17 protein-coding genes and 1 pseudogene are annotated in these 18,443 nt (G+C 46.3%); 7 read left to right on the top strand and 11 right to left on the bottom strand.

Annotated elements, in window-relative coordinates; genetic code table 11:
* Positions 1–148 precede the first annotated feature (148 nt).
* Both M3221_RS15400 and M3221_RS15405 read right to left on the bottom strand, forming a co-directional pair.
* Positions 149–1,822, bottom strand: a complete 1,674-nt coding sequence (locus M3221_RS15400) for a ribonuclease J (RefSeq protein ID WP_251272712.1) — start codon at positions 1,820–1,822, stop codon at positions 149–151.
* 128 nt (positions 1,823–1,950) lie between these two features.
* A complete protein-coding gene (locus tag M3221_RS15405; RefSeq protein ID WP_251272628.1) occupies positions 1,951–2,970 on the bottom strand; it encodes an STAS domain-containing protein in 1,020 nt (339 codons plus the stop codon).
* A 201-nt stretch (positions 2,971–3,171) separates the two neighbouring features.
* On the opposite strand from M3221_RS15405, the gene M3221_RS15410 reads away from it, so the two are divergent.
* Positions 3,172–3,732, top strand: a complete 561-nt coding sequence (locus M3221_RS15410; protein ID WP_251272629.1) for an MEDS domain-containing protein — start codon at positions 3,172–3,174, stop codon at positions 3,730–3,732.
* 498 nt (positions 3,733–4,230) lie between these two features.
* Here the strand turns inward: M3221_RS15410 and rlmD are convergent, their stop codons facing one another.
* Together rlmD and M3221_RS15420 are read right to left on the bottom strand one after the other, a co-directional pair.
* A complete protein-coding gene (gene rlmD, locus M3221_RS15415; protein WP_251272630.1) occupies positions 4,231–5,607 on the bottom strand; it encodes a 23S rRNA (uracil(1939)-C(5))-methyltransferase RlmD in 1,377 nt (458 codons plus the stop codon).
* A gap of 16 nt (positions 5,608–5,623) precedes the next feature.
* Positions 5,624–5,743: pseudogene (locus M3221_RS15420) on the bottom strand (TrmB family transcriptional regulator); the annotation flags it as partial.
* 473 nt (positions 5,744–6,216) lie between these two features.
* On the opposite strand from M3221_RS15420, the gene M3221_RS15425 reads away from it, so the two are divergent.
* Both M3221_RS15425 and M3221_RS15430 read left to right on the top strand, forming a co-directional pair.
* On the top strand, positions 6,217–7,275 hold the full coding sequence (locus tag M3221_RS15425; RefSeq protein WP_251272631.1) for a 2,3-butanediol dehydrogenase: 1,059 nt from the start codon (positions 6,217–6,219) through the stop codon (positions 7,273–7,275).
* 88 nt (positions 7,276–7,363) lie between these two features.
* Positions 7,364–7,780, top strand: a complete 417-nt coding sequence (locus tag M3221_RS15430; protein ID WP_251272632.1) for a pyridoxamine 5'-phosphate oxidase family protein — start codon at positions 7,364–7,366, stop codon at positions 7,778–7,780.
* Positions 7,781–7,978: 198 nt separating this feature from the next.
* Here the strand turns inward: M3221_RS15430 and M3221_RS15435 are convergent, their stop codons facing one another.
* The 3 genes from M3221_RS15435 to M3221_RS15445 all read right to left on the bottom strand — a co-directional run bounded on the left by M3221_RS15435 (position 7,979) and on the right by M3221_RS15445 (position 11,751).
* Positions 7,979–9,709: an ABC transporter ATP-binding protein gene (locus M3221_RS15435; RefSeq protein WP_251272633.1), complete on the bottom strand. Its 1,731-nt coding sequence runs from the start codon at positions 9,707–9,709 to the stop codon at positions 7,979–7,981.
* Positions 9,690–11,420 (bottom strand): ABC transporter ATP-binding protein, encoded by a 1,731-nt coding sequence (locus tag M3221_RS15440; protein WP_251272634.1) that lies wholly within the window; start codon positions 11,418–11,420, stop codon positions 9,690–9,692. Before M3221_RS15440 ends, M3221_RS15435 begins: the two co-directional genes overlap by 20 nt.
* A 148-nt stretch (positions 11,421–11,568) precedes the next feature.
* Positions 11,569–11,751: a hypothetical protein gene (locus tag M3221_RS15445; RefSeq protein WP_251272635.1), complete on the bottom strand. Its 183-nt coding sequence runs from the start codon at positions 11,749–11,751 to the stop codon at positions 11,569–11,571.
* A 27-nt stretch (positions 11,752–11,778) separates the two neighbouring features.
* Between M3221_RS15445 and M3221_RS15450 the strand changes: the two genes are divergently transcribed.
* A complete protein-coding gene (locus M3221_RS15450; RefSeq protein WP_251272636.1) occupies positions 11,779–12,027 on the top strand; it encodes a hypothetical protein in 249 nt (82 codons plus the stop codon).
* 50 nt (positions 12,028–12,077) lie between these two features.
* Here M3221_RS15450 and M3221_RS15455 read toward each other — a convergent pair whose 3' ends face one another.
* The 4 genes from M3221_RS15455 to M3221_RS15470 form a co-directional block, all read right to left on the bottom strand.
* Complete coding sequence (locus M3221_RS15455) at positions 12,078–13,268, bottom strand: MFS transporter (RefSeq protein WP_251272637.1); 1,191 nt, start codon at positions 13,266–13,268, stop codon at positions 12,078–12,080.
* Positions 13,261–13,689 carry a MarR family winged helix-turn-helix transcriptional regulator gene (locus M3221_RS15460; RefSeq protein WP_251272638.1) on the bottom strand — a complete coding sequence of 143 codons (429 nt, stop codon included), beginning with the start codon at positions 13,687–13,689 and terminating at the stop codon, positions 13,261–13,263. The genes M3221_RS15455 and M3221_RS15460 overlap by 8 nt, the downstream gene beginning before the upstream one ends.
* Positions 13,690–13,797: 108 nt before the next feature.
* On the bottom strand, positions 13,798–14,715 hold the full coding sequence (locus tag M3221_RS15465; RefSeq protein ID WP_251272639.1) for a diacylglycerol kinase: 918 nt from the start codon (positions 14,713–14,715) through the stop codon (positions 13,798–13,800).
* A gap of 22 nt (positions 14,716–14,737) precedes the next feature.
* Positions 14,738–15,301: a thioredoxin family protein gene (locus M3221_RS15470; protein ID WP_242233922.1), complete on the bottom strand. Its 564-nt coding sequence runs from the start codon at positions 15,299–15,301 to the stop codon at positions 14,738–14,740.
* A 167-nt stretch (positions 15,302–15,468) separates the two neighbouring features.
* On the opposite strand from M3221_RS15470, the gene argC reads away from it, so the two are divergent.
* From argC to M3221_RS15485, 3 genes are read left to right on the top strand one after another with little or no spacing between them, the layout of a single operon-like run.
* Positions 15,469–16,506, top strand: coding sequence for an N-acetyl-gamma-glutamyl-phosphate reductase (gene argC / locus M3221_RS15475; protein WP_251272640.1), 1,038 nt, complete (start codon positions 15,469–15,471; stop codon positions 16,504–16,506).
* 13 nt (positions 16,507–16,519) lie between these two features.
* On the top strand, positions 16,520–17,284 hold the full coding sequence (gene argB, locus M3221_RS15480) for an acetylglutamate kinase (protein ID WP_251272641.1): 765 nt from the start codon (positions 16,520–16,522) through the stop codon (positions 17,282–17,284).
* Positions 17,281–18,420 carry an acetylornithine transaminase gene (locus M3221_RS15485; protein WP_251272642.1) on the top strand — a complete coding sequence of 380 codons (1,140 nt, stop codon included), beginning with the start codon at positions 17,281–17,283 and terminating at the stop codon, positions 18,418–18,420. The genes argB and M3221_RS15485 overlap by 4 nt, the downstream gene beginning before the upstream one ends.
* Positions 18,421–18,443: the final 23 nt, after the last annotated feature.

Genomic DNA, 18,443 nt, shown 5'->3' on the forward strand with positions numbered 1-18,443 from the left:
TAAAGGAAAAAGAACAAAAAGCCTAAAAGGAAATAGGCAGATTCCTGTTGAATTTTGAACAGGAATCTGCCTATTTTTGTTGGAGAAACAAGCAAGAATTTAAAAACGTAAGTTTTTCAGTGCCCTCGTTTTCTGCCGGGGATGTTTTTTACACTTCAATAATAATAGGGACAATCATCGGACGCCTTTTTGTTTGAGCGTACAAAAACTTCCCAACCGTTTCTTTTAAGTTTTGCTTCATCACTTTCCATTGGGTCACTTCAGCTTCCTGCAATCGTTGAATCGTACTTGCCGCAATCTGGTTTACTTCATTCAATAAATCTTCTGACTGGCGGGCATACACAAACCCGCGTGAAATCGTATCAGGTCCTGAGACAATTTTGTTTTCCGCTTTGCTTAAAGTAATCACAATCACAAGCATGCCGTCCTCGGAAAGCTGTTTGCGGTCGCGCAGTACAATATCGCCAACATCCCCAATCCCAAGACCATCCACAAAAATGTTTCCAGCCGGAATTCTCCGTGTCTGACGTGCTTCAGACTGGTTGATATCTACAACATCCCCGTTGTTTACCACAAAAATGTTCTCCCGCTGGACACCGACAGACTCAGCCAGCAGCCGGTGCTGCTGCAGCATTCTGAATTCGCCATGAATCGGGATAAAGTACTTCGGCTTCATCAAGGTCAGCATAAGCTTCAGTTCTTCCTGACAGCCATGGCCGGATACGTGCATCCCTGTCGCCGCTCCTGATCCATAAATAACATGAGCGCCAAGACGGAACAAGTTATCAATAATGCGTGCGACATTTCGTTCATTTCCCGGAATTGGTGATGAAGACAAGATGACTGTGTCTCCCGGGTAGATTTCCACCTGCCGGTATTTTGAATTGGATAGTCGGGACAAAGCTGCCATCGGCTCTCCCTGGCTTCCCGTACAAAGGATTGCTACGTTTTCTGGATCCAAGTCGTGGATTTCCTCTACATCAATGAGCATATCATCCGGAATATCTAAATAGCCAAGGTCAATGGCGACCGACACGACATTCACCATACTCCGCCCTAACAGTGCAAGCTTGCGGTTTGTTTTCCTTGCTGCATCCACTACCTGCTGCACACGATGAACATTAGAAGCAAATGTGGCAATAAACACTTTTCCCTGTGCTTTACTGAATGCTTCTTCAATATGCCGTCCAACATGCTTTTCAGACGGCGTAAACCCCGGCCGCTCTGCGTTCGTGCTCTCTGATAAAAGAACAAGCACCCCGTTTTGACCAAGCCCCGCCATTTTATGAATATCCGGATACTGATCATTGACCGGCGTCAAATCAAACTTAAAGTCCCCCGTATGTACGACCGTTCCTTCCGGCGTGTGAAACGCAGCGCCCAAGCAGTCCGGGATACTATGGTTTGTTTTAAAAAAGGTCAGACGGATGGTTCCAAGTTCAATGGTTGAATCAGAATGAATCGGTGTCAGCTTGGTATCGCCGAGCAGCCCGTGCTCCTTCAGCTTAATTTCGATCAAGCCGATTGTCAGGCGTGTCGCATAAATGGGCACATTCAGCTGTTTCAAAAAATACGGGATGCCCCCGATGTGATCTTCGTGTCCATGCGTTACCACGAGCCCTCGAATTTTCTCTTCATTTTCGCGTAAATACGTAATATCCGGAATAATTAAATCAATGCCTAATAAACTTTCGTCCGGGAACTTCGAGCCGCAGTCGATCAAAACAATATCATCCGCATACTGAACGGCATACATGTTTTTCCCAATTTCATTTACACCGCCCAAGGCAAAGATGGATAATGTATTTTCCTGTGCATTCATCATGTCTTCCTCCCCAATGAACTCATTATCCAAATTGTGCCCCGTTTGAACGCTTTTATGCCCTTCTTTAGGAAGAGGATTTTAACCCAAAAAAGCGGCGCTTCAAAAGAAGCGCCGCTTTTTTCTGGTTAAACGATTTTTCGGCCATGCTGCGCCAGCGCAAAATAAATGCCGTGCTGCAGTGTTTGAAAGCAATCAAATCGAGACAAGTTGATTGTTGACTGTGAAATAACCATGCCGAGTTCCGGGGAAATACCAACAAGAATTGTCTCAGTCCCAATCAAGGAAGCGGCAGAGCCAATTTTCTCAATCAAGCTGACGGTATGGCCGCTGATGTCTTTATCGAGTCCTGTTAAATCCAGGACAAGATAGTTTGCTTTATGGGCTGGAAGGTTGTTGAGCGTTTTGACAACAAGCTCTTCTGAGCGGTCTTCATCATATTTGCCAATAAGCGGTACGACCACGATTCCTTCCAGAACAGGAATAATCGGCGAGGACAGCTGTCTGACCAATTCTTTCAGCTCTTTTGTTTTTTCTTCGACAATGGTTTCCAGCCGAAGAATTTCCTCCGCTTCTTTTTTACGAGCCAGCTCGTGAATATTATTGGAGATGGTTACGTCTGATGGAAAATATTTAATAATGCTGTGCTCATGCCCATCCAGCTGGTCCTGCACGACTTCATACCAGATGTTTTCTCCAAACAACCCTGTAAAAATACCGGCATAATGAGCAGGAAGATAGTTGCCGCCCTGCCTTTTTGCCTGTGCTTTGTTGATTTTGTATTCCCAGCTGTCTTTTATAAAAGCGGTCAACGTTTTTGCTTCAAAGTCCAAATCCTGGATCGTCGTTCGTCCCCAGCCCGCCGATGCGTACGTGTTGGTAATCAACTCTGCTGCCTGTGCCGCATTCACATCTTTTATTTTTTCAAAATACTGCCCTACAACCAGTCCCTGCCGAAAGCCTGTTGTTTCAAACACAAGGTTTGATGCTTCTTCGCCGGAAATTTCTTCAATGGTATCAAAAAATGTTCTCATCGCGGAAGAAATCCAAAACAGGACAGCATCTTCTCTTTCAAATATAAACCTGCCTTTTTCCAAATCCCACTCAAATTCAAGCCCGCCAATTGTAATATGTGAATTCGCTGCCATCTATGATGCCCCTTTATAGTAAGTACGTGTTTTTTTATACAGTAATCCCATTATAGTTTTTGTCCAAGAGCGTGTCCAATTTCGAATCTTTTTCTGTTATAAAAGCGCATTCAAAGTTGTTTGTGCCTTTTTTTCCATGTTAAAATTCCGATATCCAAACAAAAGTAATGATTTTAATTTAAACGCAGAAGGGACAAAAATATGCTTGTTCAACCTAAAATAGAAACAACCAGCTTGTTCGAATCTATCCCAAATGCCCATGTATTTTATCTTTTCCAGGAAATTGATGCTTATATTGACCATGCTGCAGCTTATATTTTAACGAGTATTCAGCTTGGAAAACGCACGCTTGTTATTGAAAATGAGCGTTTTCGCCGGCTGATTGAAGCCCGCCTGCAGCCTCTTTTATCCGCCAGCCAAATGAATGACATTCTTTTTCAAAATAACTTCGAATTTTTTTCTATTATCTTCAATCCGAAAGATCCATCCCAGCATCATTTTTTTAATGAAAAGCATAAAGAACATATTTATCATTATGCCGAGAGAATCTGGTCCCATATAGAATGGAACAAACAAACCGGCTTCTCTGCTCAGCTGGAAGAATTTGAACGAAAAGCGGACGCGCTTTTAAAAGAAGCGGGCATCTCATGCGTATGTGCCTATGACCAGGAAAGCTTGACCGGCCTTCAAAAGCAGGCACTTTTTCTCTTTCACGATTTTAAGCTGACAGACCAAGGCGAACTGATTCGTTTCCCTGCTTAAAAAGAAGTCTTAAATACGGGTGTGTTCCTTCTTTATTATTTGTGCTTTCGTTGCCATCAGCACATATCTCCGGGATCGAGCAAATTGAATGACCATCCCTTTGTTTTTACCTTTTACATAAAATGGCTAAACCATTTCCCTGATTTTCAGTTCTTTCGTTCTTTTTGATTAGCCGTGCTGTGGAAAAATGAATGTGGTTTCAAACCTGCCGAAGGATTTCATATTATTGTTGTTTATCCGTCTTCACAGGCTTCAAGGAAAGTTGAGCACCGCTTTGCCCTGAAACGCATGTGCAAGATAGCAATAGTATGCTAACCTGCCAACCGCCTTATATAGATAATACCCTTCATTTTTTAACATAATTTAACAGGTGATCCCATATCTATAATAACATCTTTTGACCCGGATAATAAGGCTTATTTTATACAGCATTACAAAATCAGAAAAGCAGGGAATGCGGCCAATTGACCTCTTCCCTGCTTTTTATGTTTTGTTTTGTTATCTTAATTCTAATACTGCTACCGCCTCGACATGGACCGTCTGCGGGAACATATCCACTGGCTGCACTTCACGTGTTTTAAAGCCGCCGTCTTCAAGTACGCGAAGATCCCGTGCGAGTGTACCCGGGTTACAAGACACGTACACGACCCGATTCGGCTTCATTTTTAAAATTGTGTCAAGAAGTGCCTCGTCGCAGCCTTTACGCGGCGGGTCTACAACGATCACATCCGGCTTGATGCCCTGCTTGTACCAAGCTGGGATGACTTCCTCTGCTTTTCCCGCTTCAAAATGAGCGTTTGTAATGCCGTTAAGCTCTGCATTTTGCTTGGCGTCTTCAATGGCCTGCGGTACAATTTCAACCCCGTACACTTGCTTTGCTTTTTGCGCAAGAAACAGGGAGATCGTGCCGATACCGCAATAAGCATCGATCACGGTTTCCTCACCAGCCAATCCGGCATACTCAAGTGCTTTATTGTAAAGCACTTCTGTTTGAACCGGATTGACTTGATAAAATGACCGGGCGGAAATGGCAAATCGAATGCCGCCGATCGTATCATAGATTACATCTTCTCCAAACAGCGTCCGCGTTGTGGAACCGAAAATAACGTTTGTTTTATCCGGATTCACATTTTGTACAATCGATGTAATATCTGGAACAGCCTGGCGAATCCCCTTTATAATGGCCTCCTGGTTCGGCAGCTCACTGGTGCGTGTGATCAGCACAGCCATTTTTTCGCCGGTTTGATAGCCGATTCGCGCCATTACGTGGCGGAGCACACCTTTATGGCGGCCTTCATCATAAGGCATAACCCCGTTCGCCGCACAAACATCTTTTACTTTTTGAATGATTGCGTCACTTTCTGTATGCTGGATCAAGCATTCTGTCATATCAATAATGTCATGCGAACGCTTTTTATAGAAACCGGCGACAATCTGCCCTTCAGGCGACAGACCAACCGGCACCTGCGCTTTGTTCCGGTAGCGCCACGGATCCTCCAAGCCGAGCACCGGATGTACCGGCACGTCCGGAAGCTTAGCGATCCGGTCAATCACATTGCGTACCTGGTTGTATTTCATATCCAGCTGCCCTGCATAGGATAAGTGCTGCATCTGGCAGCCGCCGCACTCATCGTAGACCGGACAAGGCGGCTCCACCCGCTCTTTTGATGCTTGATCAAGCCGGACCAGCTTGGCAAACCCGTACCCCTTATTTAATTTGGTTACTTGAATTTCTCCTGTTTCTCCCGGCAGAACACCTTCTATAAATAATGGATAGCCGTCAATTTTGGCTACTCCTTTTCCTTCATGCGTCAAATCAGCCACCGTTACATGAACGGTATCGCCTTTTTGAACCGGAGCTTGAATCTTTGCCACAATTACTCTCCTCTTTCTATTTGAAAAATGATTTCCGCTCAGCCGAAATCCATTTTTCCATTTCTTTTTCCCTTACAGAACGATTCACTAAAATATCATGCCAAACGTAGTTTTTCAGTAAACAAAGCTTGTCTGGTGTACACACCAAGTCCATTGACTGGCTGCCCTGCTTGAAAACGATACCCTTCATCTTACAACGATGTGCCGCTTTCTTCAAGAGCGTTTCAAGCATTTCATACATTTCTCTTCACATGGACGGAATCACTTTCCGCTCTTCTTTATTCTGCTGACTGCGGCAGCAGTTTATACAGTCTTTAAAAGAGACTATGGCAGCGGATCCACCTATTGAAAATGAATGGTTCTGCCCGCGACAGCTATTTTGATAAACGTTTTTTATGATGTTTCAGCGCATTGGACGGATTAAAATGTGCGATTTAAAAAGGCACCTCGTATGAACAGCTTTTGTTTGTTATCGTGACAGTCTCCTCCATCGGTAAAAATGTTTATCACTTTGTCCGTTCACTTTTTATAATCTGCTCGTATTCGTCACTCCATATGGAAAATGATGGAATAATAGTGCGGCAAATACTTTATCAGGGGGTTTTACGTATGAAAGCTTTACGTTGGTATGAAGCAAACGATATCCGTGTTGAAACCATTGATGAACCGGTAACGGCGCCTGGAAAAGTAAAGATTCAAGTAGAATGGACAGGTATTTGTGGCAGTGATTTGCATGAATATGCAGCAGGGCCTATTTTTGTACCGGTGAAAGAGCCGCATTACGTTAGCCAGGATAGGGCACCGATTGTAACGGGGCATGAGTTTTCCGGCAGGGTGATCGAAGTAGGTACAGGCGTCACACGTGTTCAGCCGGGCGATCCGGTTGTGGTGGAGCCTATTCTTTCCTGCGGTGAATGTGCAGCGTGTAAAAAAGGAAAATACAACTTGTGTAAACACCTCGGCTTTCATGGATTGTCTGGAGGAGGAGGCGGGTTTGCTGAATATACAGTGGTAGATGAACATATGGTACATAAAATGCCGGACGGCCTTTCTTTCGAGCAGGGCGCACTCGTTGAACCGGCGGCGGTCGCTCTTCATGCGGTCCGCCTGAGCAAATTAAAAGCGGGTGATAAAGCGGCGGTTTTCGGCGCGGGTCCTATGGGTCTGCTTGTGATTGAAGCGCTCCGGGCAGCAGATGCATCCGAAATTTATGGCGTTGAGCTTTCTCCTGAACGGGCAGCAAAAGCAAGAGAGCTGGGAGCGCGCGTTGTAATTAACCCGAAAGAGGAAAATGTCGTAGAGCGCCTTCAGGAGCTGACAAACGGCGGCGTAGATGTGGCATTTGAAGTTACCGATGTGCCGGTTGTTCTCCAGCAGGCGATTGACGCTACAATATTTGAAGGAGAAACCGTCATTGTTTCTATTTGGGAATCCGAGGCGTCTGTGCAGCCAAATAATGTTGTGCTGCAGGAAAGGACTGTAAAAGGCATTATTGCCTATCGTGATATTTTCCCGGCCGTTATGGAGCTTATGCAGCAAGGCTATTTTCAGGCGGAAAAGCTTGTAACAAAACGCATTTCGCTTGATGATATGGTAACAGAAGGGTTTAAAGCACTGGTGAAGGAAAAAAATCATATAAAAATTTTAGTTAAATCCCAGTCTGTATGATTAAAAAAGAACATCCTCCCTGGATGTTCTTTTTTTGTTTAGAACCGGCGGAAAGTGGAATAGTAATCCATATAAGGAGTGATTGAAAATGAGTTCACTAAAAGATCAAATTGCCTCGATTATCGACAACAACCTTGTGGGGACGATGGCGACTATTCATGATAACAAGCCGCGTTCACGCTATATGACATTTTTTAATGACAATTTAACACTGTACACGGCCACAAGCAAAGACACTCATAAAACAGAAGATATCGAGCAGAATCCATATACGCATATTCTGCTTGGCTATAACGGCGAGGGAATCGGCGACGAATATGTCGAAATCGAAGGAAAAGTGACCGAGTTCGACGATGAAAGCTTAAAGAAAAAAGTATGGAATGAACATTTAGAGTCATGGTTTGACGGGCCGGAGGATCCGAAGTTATTGATTTTAAAGGTTACCCCTGAGCAAATTCGGCTCATGAATAAAAAAGGACAGCCGCCGCAAACGCTGGAGCTGTAACAGAAATCAAAAGCACCGCCTTAAAAGGCGGTGCTTTTTGGTTGTAGACAAAGTAAGAAGCAGGCTGATTGAAAACGTCTGACTTTCCAGGAACGCCGCCGGCTGGGAAGCGGAGTGACCTTTTGGAGGTCATGAGCACTCACAGCCGGCAAGTGACGACGAAAGCGGGCGTTTGCCAACAGCCTGAGGGGGTGCTTTTTATCGGGCAGATGCTACAACCTCTTCATATGAGCCGATTGCTTGAATACTGCCATTTTTCAACCGAATCACTTGATCGGCACGGCGGATTGTATTCAGCCGGTGGGCGATGACAAAGCTGGTCCGTCCTTTCATCAAGCGGCCGAGCGCTTCCTGAATATGCAATTCAGTGATTGTATCGATATTGCTTGTTGCTTCATCTAAAATCAGCAAAGCCGGATCAGCTAAAATCGCCCGGGCAATCGCCAGAAGCTGACGCTGCCCCTGGCTGATGCCTGATCCATCCTGCTTGAGCATGGAATCGTATCCGTTCGGCATCCGTTCAATAAACGAATGGGCATTGGCCTGCCTGGCGGCTTCTATGACTTCTTCATCTGGCGCACCCAGCCGCCCATAGCGGATATTTTCCATCACTGTTCCTTCAAAAAGTACCGTATCCTGCAGCACAAATCCCATTTGGCTGCGCAGTGCTGCTCCGGAAATATCGCGGCTGTCTATACCGTCAAACAAAATTTTGCCCCCATCCGGCTCATAAAACCGGACAAGCAAATTCATAATCGTCGTTTTGCCTGAACCAGTCGGGCCGATCAAAGCGATCATCTCTCCTGGTAAAGCGTGGAATGAAACATGAGATAATGTTTTTTTTCCTTCTTCATAAGAAAAAGAGACATCATCAAACACGACTTCCCCTGACAGAAGCGGTTCCTGGCCTTTTTTGCTGTCAACCGCTTCATCCGTATCCATAATATCAAATACCCGTTCCGCTCCGGCGACCGCTGACAGCATTGTGTTGTATTGATTGGCCAGATCATTGAGGGGGCGCGTGAACTGGCGGGCGTATTCTGTAAAGATCACAATAGTACCGACCGTTGCCTGCCCGCTCAGCGCTAGAACACCGCCGACAAGAGCAATCACAGCGAAACCAGCGTTATTCAGCACATTCATTAATTTCGGAATAAAGCCCGAATAAGCCTGTGCCAAATAACCGGCTTCACGCAGACGCTCATTTTTTTCCATAAATTCTTCAATGATGTCTTCTTCCCGCGAAAACATTTTGACGATATGCCGGCTCGAAATCGCTTCTTCAATAAACCCGTTTAAATCGCCAAGGTGGCGCTGCTGCTCCTTAAACCTCGGACCAGTGCGGCTTGTGATCCATTTCATTCCCCCAAACATCAGCGGGATAATGAGCAAAGTCACAGCGGTTAAAAGCGGGCTTAAATAAAGCATCACGACGATGGAGCCGGTAAGTGTCAACAGCCCCGATGCCACTTGAATAATGGAGCTGTTCAATGTACTGCTGATATTATCGATGTCATTGGTGACACGGCTCATCAACTCGCCGTGGCGGCGCTTATCGAAAAAAGAAATCGGCAGTGTGTGGAAATGGCGGAATAAATCGTCACGAAGCTCGTAGACGGTTCGTTGGGCAATTTCCGCCATCCAATAGTTTTGCAGAAAGCTGACGGCTGAATAATTGACATATACCAGTACCAGGCCGGCGAGCAGCAGAAGCAGTCCGCGTTCATTCCCCGATGCGATATAATCATCGATCGCCTTTCCGATTAAAAAAGGGCCGGCCAGGGCTAATGCGGAGCCCAGCGCCACCATTACCATCGTCAGCATCAGTTTTCCTTTTCTTTTCAGCAAATAGCGGCCAATCCGCTTCAGCGTCTTAGACATGTTGCTGATCTGCGGCTTGGCTTCCCTGTTATTGCCCGGATGCTTCATGAATTCCACCTCCTCTGCCCTGCGACTCCAGAAGGCGTCTGTACAAGCCATTTGCCTGTGCCAGTTCCCTGTGTGTGCCGGAAGCGGCAATTCGACCGTCTTCCATTATAAAAATACAATCCGCTTGTTCAGCAGTTGAAATTTTTTGCGTTACAATCACTACGGTGCATGGCTGGGCAGTGATTGCCTCAATAAGTGCGGCTTCCGTTTTCACATCCAACGCGCTCGTACTGTCATCCAACAGTAAAATATCCGGCTGCCGGACGAGCGCCCTTGCGATGGACAGCCGCTGCTTCTGTCCTCCTGAGAGCGTAACGCCTTTTTGCCCGATCACCGTATGGTATCCGTCCGGCAATGAAACGATCGTTTCATGAATTTGCGCTTTTTGAGCGGCTTCTATTACTTCTTCATCGGTCGCATTTTTTTTGCCCCAGCGAATATTATCGATAATCGATCCGGTAAACAAATGAGATTCCTGCGGGACAAAGCCAATATGGCGCCGAAGCAGGCCGACATCCATCCGGCTTATATCACGGCCGCCGATGGCGACATGCCCTTTCTCCGGCTTATACAAACGCGGAATCAAAGAAAGCAGTGCCGACTTGCCAGAGCCGGTTTCCCCCAAAACAGCCGCCATGCTGCCGCTCTTAATATTCATGGAGAGCGAATGAAGCACGGGCGTTTTACCGCCCGGGTATGTAAAGGTAATTTCTTCTAACGAGAGATCTCCTTCTGCTGGATAAGTCTCTGTTACAGCCGGATGCTGCTCCTCTTCCACCATTAATACTTCATTGATCCGGGCAGCAGAGGCTCTGCCGCGGGCAAACGCAAGTGTAATAAACGTAAGGATTGATAGTGAAATAATAATCCGTGCCGCGTAGTTGATCACAGCCACAATTTCACCTGTGGTCGCTGTGCCGCTTTGCAGCTCGGCAAAGCCGAACCATAGGATAAATAAAAGACCGCCATTCATCACGAGCATCAAAATCGGCACAATACTTTCAAATGTGCGGATGACGCCGATCGTATTTTCCATGAGTGCTTTGCCGGCCCGTTCAAACCGCGCCGTTTCATGTCCGCTGCGGACAAATGCCCGGATCAGCCGGATGCCCGTCAAGTTTTCACGCATTACGCTGTTTACACGGTCGAGCTTAAGCTGCACACGTTGGAACATGCCCGCTCCCTTTCGCATCATAAACAGCATAAAGACGGTCATGACCGGCACCGTTATAAGCAGCACCGACGCTAGCTTAAAATGAACGAACAGCGCCATCACTGTGCCAAAGAGAATCATCAGCGGTGCACGCAGCATAATGCGCAGACTCATAAAAACAGCGTTTTGCAGCTGGGTCACATCGTTTGTCATCCTTGTAATTAATGTGGACGTATCAAAGTGGCCGTACTGCCCGAACGAAAAAAACTGCACTTTCTCGATCAGTTTCTTTCGAATATCGAACCCGTAGTTTTGGCCAATCCGCGCAGCAATAAATGAATTGGTAATTCCAGCAGCGAATGAAAACAGCGACAGCCCGACCATGATACTGCCCCAAAATAAAATCGTGTTCATCTCTCCAGCCGCGATGCCGTCATCGATCATCTTCGCCATTAAAACCGGCAGTACGAGTTCCACCGCGAGCTCAAGCAGCATCAGTCCCCAGGCAGCAGCCATCCGCAGACGGTACGGCTTTAATAACACCCAAACATGATTCATCCCCATTCCTTCTTCCACTTCTTTGTTATCTTTAGTGTAGCAAACATAAAAAAAAATCGCTTCTTTCAAGAAGCGTCCGGTATGCTTGTCCGCTCAAAGAGCAGAAGGCATTCTCCAGCCTGTTTCATTTACCAGCTGAAGAAGTGACTTACCATTTTGGTTTGATAAACGTTCTTTTCACCATCAGCTCCATATCCAGGCATTGAATGGCGCTGATTCCTTCTATGCAGACGGTTACGCACACATTTGTCCGCTCTAAAAAAGAAAGCTCATGAAAGCAGACTGCTGTACCGCAGTACACATCTAACGGTTGAAGCAGTGATAGTGTCACTGTTTTTTCTTTTCATCGAGATGTTCGATGCGGAAGTACCTGGGCAATGGACTTCGAATATTGGACCATAACAGGGTAAGTAAAGCGGACGGGAATGACAATATCCTGGACAGGTATTCCGCTCTTTACAAGAAAAAACGCCAGGGTGTACGGCTGATGCGCAAAATGTTTACGCGTTTCTTCTTTGGTATGACCTATTTTCAATTTGGCATGGTCATTCGCCATGCATTGAACAAAAAGACACGGCTTTTCATGCGGATGATCTGGAAAATTTAAAAAAGCCTGCCGGCATCGAACGAAGCGATGCCGGCAGGCGGGCGGGCAGTTTATAGCTGAGGAAACTGTTCTGTCTCCCTTTTACTTTTTTGTACAAAATAATAAACAATCACACCAGCGAGCACGTATACCGCACACGCAGCGTAAAGCATCTTAAAGCCGAGGCCAGATGCCACAACCCCCATCACAAAGGACCCAAAGCCGATGCCGAGATCAAAAAGAGATAAAAATGTCGCTGTCGCCAGCGCTTTTTTCTCAGGCCGCGCTTTCGATATGGCAATCGTTTGAAAGCCAGGGAATAAGGTGCCCCAGCCAAGCCCGATCACCCCTGCTGCAATCAGAAAAAGACCGGCTCCGCCAGCCTGGCTCAGCAAAAGCAGGCCCACGGCGAATACAACAATCGACGGATAGACGATGGCATTGGCACCATAACGGTCAAACCAGCGGCCGGTAAACGGACGGGACAGTACAATAACAACCGCATACACAACAAAAAAGAAGCCCGATACGGCACCAATGTGCAGCTCTTCGGCGTAAACCGAAACGAAGGATAAAATAGCTGAATAAACAATAGCGAAGAAAGTACCGGTCAGCGCAATCGGCAGAGCAGACTTTTCAATTAAATTACCCGGGGACAGATCCAGCTTAAACTGTGCAGCAGGCTTGCGGCTGCCCGCTTTCTCATTTTTCAATGATAAGCCGATCACCAGCGCAATCAAGGCAACTGCTGCACACACGATAAAGCCCGCTTGAATGCTCCATTTGTTCATAATGGCAAGTCCCGCAAACGGACCGATCGCCATAGCCAGGTTCATGGACATCACATAGTAGCCCATTCCCTCACCCCGGCGTGAATTCGGGATAATATCCGCTACGACAGCTCCGGCTGCGGTAGTCGCCATCCCAAAGCCAATGCCGTGGAAGAATCGAAGCACAAGAAGCGCTGTAAGGCCATTTGTGAACGGGTATAAAACCGATGCTGCAAAAAAGATCACAAGTGACGCAATCAATACTTTTTTCTTGCCGAAATGCTCGACCCATTGTCCAGAAACGAACCGGATCAAAATCGCTGAAATTAAAAAGACAGTTGTGGCCAGGCCTGCTTCACTTTCCGTGCTGTTCAATTCGTTTAATACATAAACGGGCAGCGTGACAAGCAGAAAATAAAACGTCATAAATAAGAAAAAGTTCGTTAATGAGATGCTGATAAAATCTTTTGTCCATAGAGCTGGTTTATTCATGCAAATCCCCTTTCATTTTTCTAAGCCAATCATGAAGTGCCAGCTGCACAAGCATACGTTGTTCCCGCGGCACCTGCTCAAGCAGACGGTCATTCATCGTTAAAATGGCCTTCTCCCATTCCGGATACGCCTCGTGCGCTTTGTCCGTTAAGTGAATCACTTTTACCCGTTTGTCTTCGCCCGGCACCTGCTGTACATATCCCTGCCTGGCAAGACGCTGAATCGTCCTGGTCATCGGTGGTGCTTCAACTGCCAGGTATTCGCATAGCGCCGACTGCGGCATGGCTCCTTTTGTTTTCAGTACAAATAAAACCGCCCACTGTGCACTGTACAGACCGAACGGATGCAGCGTTTCATTCACTTGTTTAGTCAGCGTGCGAGATAGCTGATGAATCGTATGAAATAGCTCATGTGTTTCCATTCCATCCTCCAATTGATTACTTAGGTAACTAAATTATAACATGATTCTTCGTCACACGAAATACTTTCTATAAAAAAAGCTGCTTCGGTATCACCGAAGCAGCCCATATTAATAAATGCGGTCCTGTGGACGAAGCTTTTCGATTGGTGCAAAAACATCAAGATGGCGGTATAAATTTTCAAAATCAGCCGGAATCTCGCCGCCAAGCTCCCCGTCAAGATTAATCAGCAACGGTTCCGATGATTGAACACGAATCCGGCTTGCTTTTGTATAAATAACATGAGGGTCATTTAAATGATCTCCCCGAAGGGCAAGGCTTGCAATTCGGATAAATTCAGCCAGGTTGGTTTTCTTTAAGATAATCAGCGTAAATAAACCATCGTTAACAGATGAATCCGGCGCCAGCTTTTCAAAACCGCCGACTGAATTCGTCAGCCCGATTAAAAAAAGAAGCGATTCTCCTTCAAACACTTCACCATCATATTCAATTCTAATATCTGTCGGCTTGATCGAAGGCAGCATCTCGATGCCTTTTAAATAATAAGCAAGCTGGCCGAGCATCGTCTTCAACTTGCTTGGCACTTCATACGTAAGCTCTGTTAAACGGCCGCCCCCTGCAATATTAATGAAATAGCGCTCATTCATGCGCCCGACGTCCACCGGAATGGTTTCACCGGCTGTGATTACATCAATGGCTCCTTGAATATCACGTGGAATATGCAAGGCCCGGGCGAAGTCATTGGTCGTGCCCATTGGAATCACGCCGAATTTCGGACGATGCTCCTGTCCGGCCAGGCCATTCACTACTTCATTTAACGTTCCATCGCCGCCCGCTGCAATGACAACATCGAATTTCCGTTCCGTGGCGATTCGTGCTGCTTCGGTCGCATCTCCTTCTCCCGTTGTTGCATGCGCGGAAGTTTCATATCCGGCTTTTTCAAGCTTTTCGAGCGCTTCCGGCAAATGCTTGCGGAACAATTCGCGCCCAGAGGTTGGATTGTAAATAATTCGTGCTCGTTTCGTCATCTTTATCCCAGTCTTTCTGCTATTAATATAATCGTTCCGCAAGCGTTGTTTTTATGCTGCGGTATATTTCCTGCCAGATCGATTCGTCCGTGCGGTAGGTTTCTGTTAATGCCTGGATCATGTCACGGCTCTTTTTCTCGAAATCTTCATGGTCACGCGGCGGCAGTGATGAACGGTACTGTGTGACCATTTCCTGCACGGCTGGAGCACGCGGTCCCCATACGGCCTGCTCCGCTCCTTCTTCGTTTATAAAAATAAAAATAGGAATTGCCCGTGATGTTCCATTTGTTAAATACTGGTCCATCAGCTCCAGATTTTCATCGCGGTGCAGCATACGGACTTCCATCTTTGCTGCTTTTGCCATGGCAAGCAGAATCGGAACGTTCACCATAGCGTCCCCGCACCAGTCTTCTGTGAGGACAATGACACGCCAATTGGCTTCGCTTACTTTATCAATAAGAGAAGCTTCTTCGCTCGATAAGTGAAAATTTTTTAATACATAAAGAAGATTTTCTTTATGCTCCGACATATTGTTTATATAGTCCTCAGGTGTCAGTCCTTTTTCAAACCATTCCTGCAGATTCATTTTTCGTTCCTCCGTTACGGATTTTCAAAACATCCTATCCTCCATTATGCACAAAAACGGCCGATTTGACAAAATCGGTTGATTTCAAGGAGGCACAATTCTATAATGAAGAAGAATGAATTAATAAATATTAATAATTATAAATAAAAATACAAAGGAGTTTTTCCATGAAAGCATCAGTCATCGGCGCTTCCGGCTACGGAGGAATTGAACTTATACGCCTTTTATCCAATCATCCGCATTTTGAGCTGCACGCTGTTTATTCATCCAGCAAAGACGGCGTTCCTGTTACAGAAGAGTATCCTCATCTTGCCGAGATTTGCCCGCTTCCCTTAACGAAAATTGATACAGAAGCGATCAAACAGGAGTCAGACGTTGTATTTTTAGCGGTTCCTTCCGGCGCAGCCGCTGCCCTTGCCCCCCAGCTTGCCGGCGGACAGGCCAAAGTCGTCGATTTATCCGGAGACCTTCGCTTAAAAGAAACAGAAGATTATAAAAAGTGGTATAAAAAAGACCCGGCTCCAAAAGAATTTGTCGCCGATGCCGTGTACGGGCTGACAGAATGGAACCGCGAAAACATTAAGTCGGCATCCGTTCTATCCAATCCGGGCTGTTATCCGACAGCAACGCTTTTAGGGCTTGCTCCCGCTGTACAAAGCGGTGTAATTGATATGAAAAATATTATTATTGATGCCAAATCCGGTGTATCGGGTGCTGGACGCGGCTTGTCTCCGATCGTTCATTTCGCGGAGATGAATGATAACTTCCGCATTTATAAAGTAAATGAGCATCAGCACATTCCGGAAATTGAGCAGCAGCTTTCCTGGTGGAGCGAATCAGCCGCCCCCATTATGTTTTCTACACATCTTCTGCCAGTATCCCGTGGAATTATGGCAACGATGTATGCACCGCTCACACGCGATATGACAACAGAAGAAGCGCATGCTCTTTACGCTGATACCTACAAAAACGATCCATTTGTCCGTGTCCGCCCCATGAAACAGTTCCCTGGCATTAAAGAAGTAGCCGGTTCAAACTTCTGTGATATTTCGGTTGATGTGGATACACGCACGAACCGTCTTGTAATCGTGTCTGTTATCGATAACCTTGTAAAAGGTGCAGCGGGACAAGCCGTTCAAAATGCAAATATTATGTTTGGATTCGAAGAAACATCGGGGCTTAAAGGCTTTCCGATGTACCCATAAGAGGAGGAGACCGATGAAAACAGTAGTCGTAAAATGCGGCGGCAGTGTGTTAAAAGAATTGTCACAAAGCTTTTTTGACAGTATGAACGCGCTGATCGCCGATGGATACAAAATTGTGTTTGTTCACGGCGGCGGCCCGGAAATTAACGCTATGCTCGAGAAAATGAACGTAAAAAGCGAGTTTAAAAACGGCCTGCGCGTTACGTCAGAGGAAGTGCTTCAGGCAGCGGAGCTTGTTCTTTCCGGAAGCATGAACCGGAAACTGGTCCGTATGCTTGAAGCACAAGGTATTCCGGCTATCGGTGTACAGTCAAGCGACCAGGGGATTCTTCAGGCCGACTTTATTAACCAGGAAGAACTCGGGTTTGTCGGCGACGTAATAGCTGTTAACAAAGAAGTGCTCCAGCTGTTCCTTGAAGCCGGCCTCCTTCCCGTTCTGACACCGATTGCGAAAGGTCCAGACGGAACGGTGCTGAATGTGAATGCAGACCATGCAGCAGGCGCGGCTGCTTACGCTCTTGAGGCAGACCACCTTCTTATGGTGACAGACGTGCCCGGTGTTTTAAAAGATGGCGAACTGATTCCATCTCTCACTGCTTCCCAAACAAACGAACTTATTGATTCCGGTGTAATCAGCGGCGGGATGATCCCAAAAGTTCATACCGCCTTGAAAGCACTCGAAAGCTGCGGACATGTTCATATTGTCTCTGGCAAAAAACCGTTCTACGAAAATGAAACGTGGCATGGCACTTTATTTCAAAAGGAGGAAACAGTATGAGTCATTTATTTCCTACATATGCAAGATGGGATGTTACACCCGTCAAAGCAAAAGGCTCTTATTTAACAGCAAAAGACGGCAAGGAATATTTAGACTTTACATCCGGCATCAGCGTATGCAACCTTGGCCACGCACCGGACAATGTCAAAACAGCAGTTGAAGAGCAGCTGAACCAGTTTTGGCATACGTCAAATTTGTTTCAAATTGATCTGCAGGAAGAAGTAGCGAAGCAGCTGGCAGATGCGTCAGGGCTCGATCTTGTGTTTTTCGGAAACAGCGGCGCTGAAGCAAATGAAGCAGCCATTAAGCTTGCCCGCAAATCAACTGGCCGTACAAAAGTGATTACATTCGTTGATTCATTCCATGGCCGCACTTTTGCCACGATGGCAGCGACCGGCCAGGACAAAATTAAAACCGGCTTCGGTCCCATGCTCGAATCATTTGAGTATGTCACCATGAATGATCTTGATTCCTTGACAGCTGCCCTTGATGACAATACCGCAGCCATTATGTTTGAAGTGATTCAAGGTGAAGGCGGTATTAATGAAGGAAATGCAGAATTTCTAAAGAAAGCCGAAGAACTGGCTCATCAAAATGGCTCTCTTGTTATTATTGATGAAATCCAGACAGGCATCGGCCGTACCGGAAAGCCATTTGCTTTTCAGCATATCGGCTTGAATCCGGATATTATTTCGGTTGCAAAAGGAATTGCGAGCGGCTTCCCTCTCGGTGCGATTATCGGTAAAGCGTCCCTTGCCGAAGCGTTTTCTGCGGGTTCACACGGCTCGACATTCGGCGGCAACCCGGTGGCTCTTGCAGCGGCCAAAGAAACATTGAACACCATCTTTGACGAATCCTTTTTGGCCGACGTAACCCAAAAAGGTGAACTGATTCACTCGCTGCTCGAAGAAGCACTAAAAGAGCAGCCTATCTTTAAAAAGCTGAAAGGGCGCGGCTTAATGGTAGGTATTGAGCTGAATGAAGAAGCGGGGCCGTTTTTAGCCAAAGCGCGTGAACAAAACCTGCTTATTTTAACAGCCGGTACTCACGTAATCCGCCTTCTACCGCCCCTTACCGTAACAGAGGATGAAATTCAAACAGCTGTGAACGTGATCACCAATATTTTAACCAATTAAAAAAAGCAGTCTCCATTCGGAGA

This window comes from Domibacillus indicus (assembly GCF_023715895.1).
Lineage (GTDB): Bacteria > Bacillota > Bacilli > Bacillales > Domibacillaceae > Domibacillus > Domibacillus indicus_A.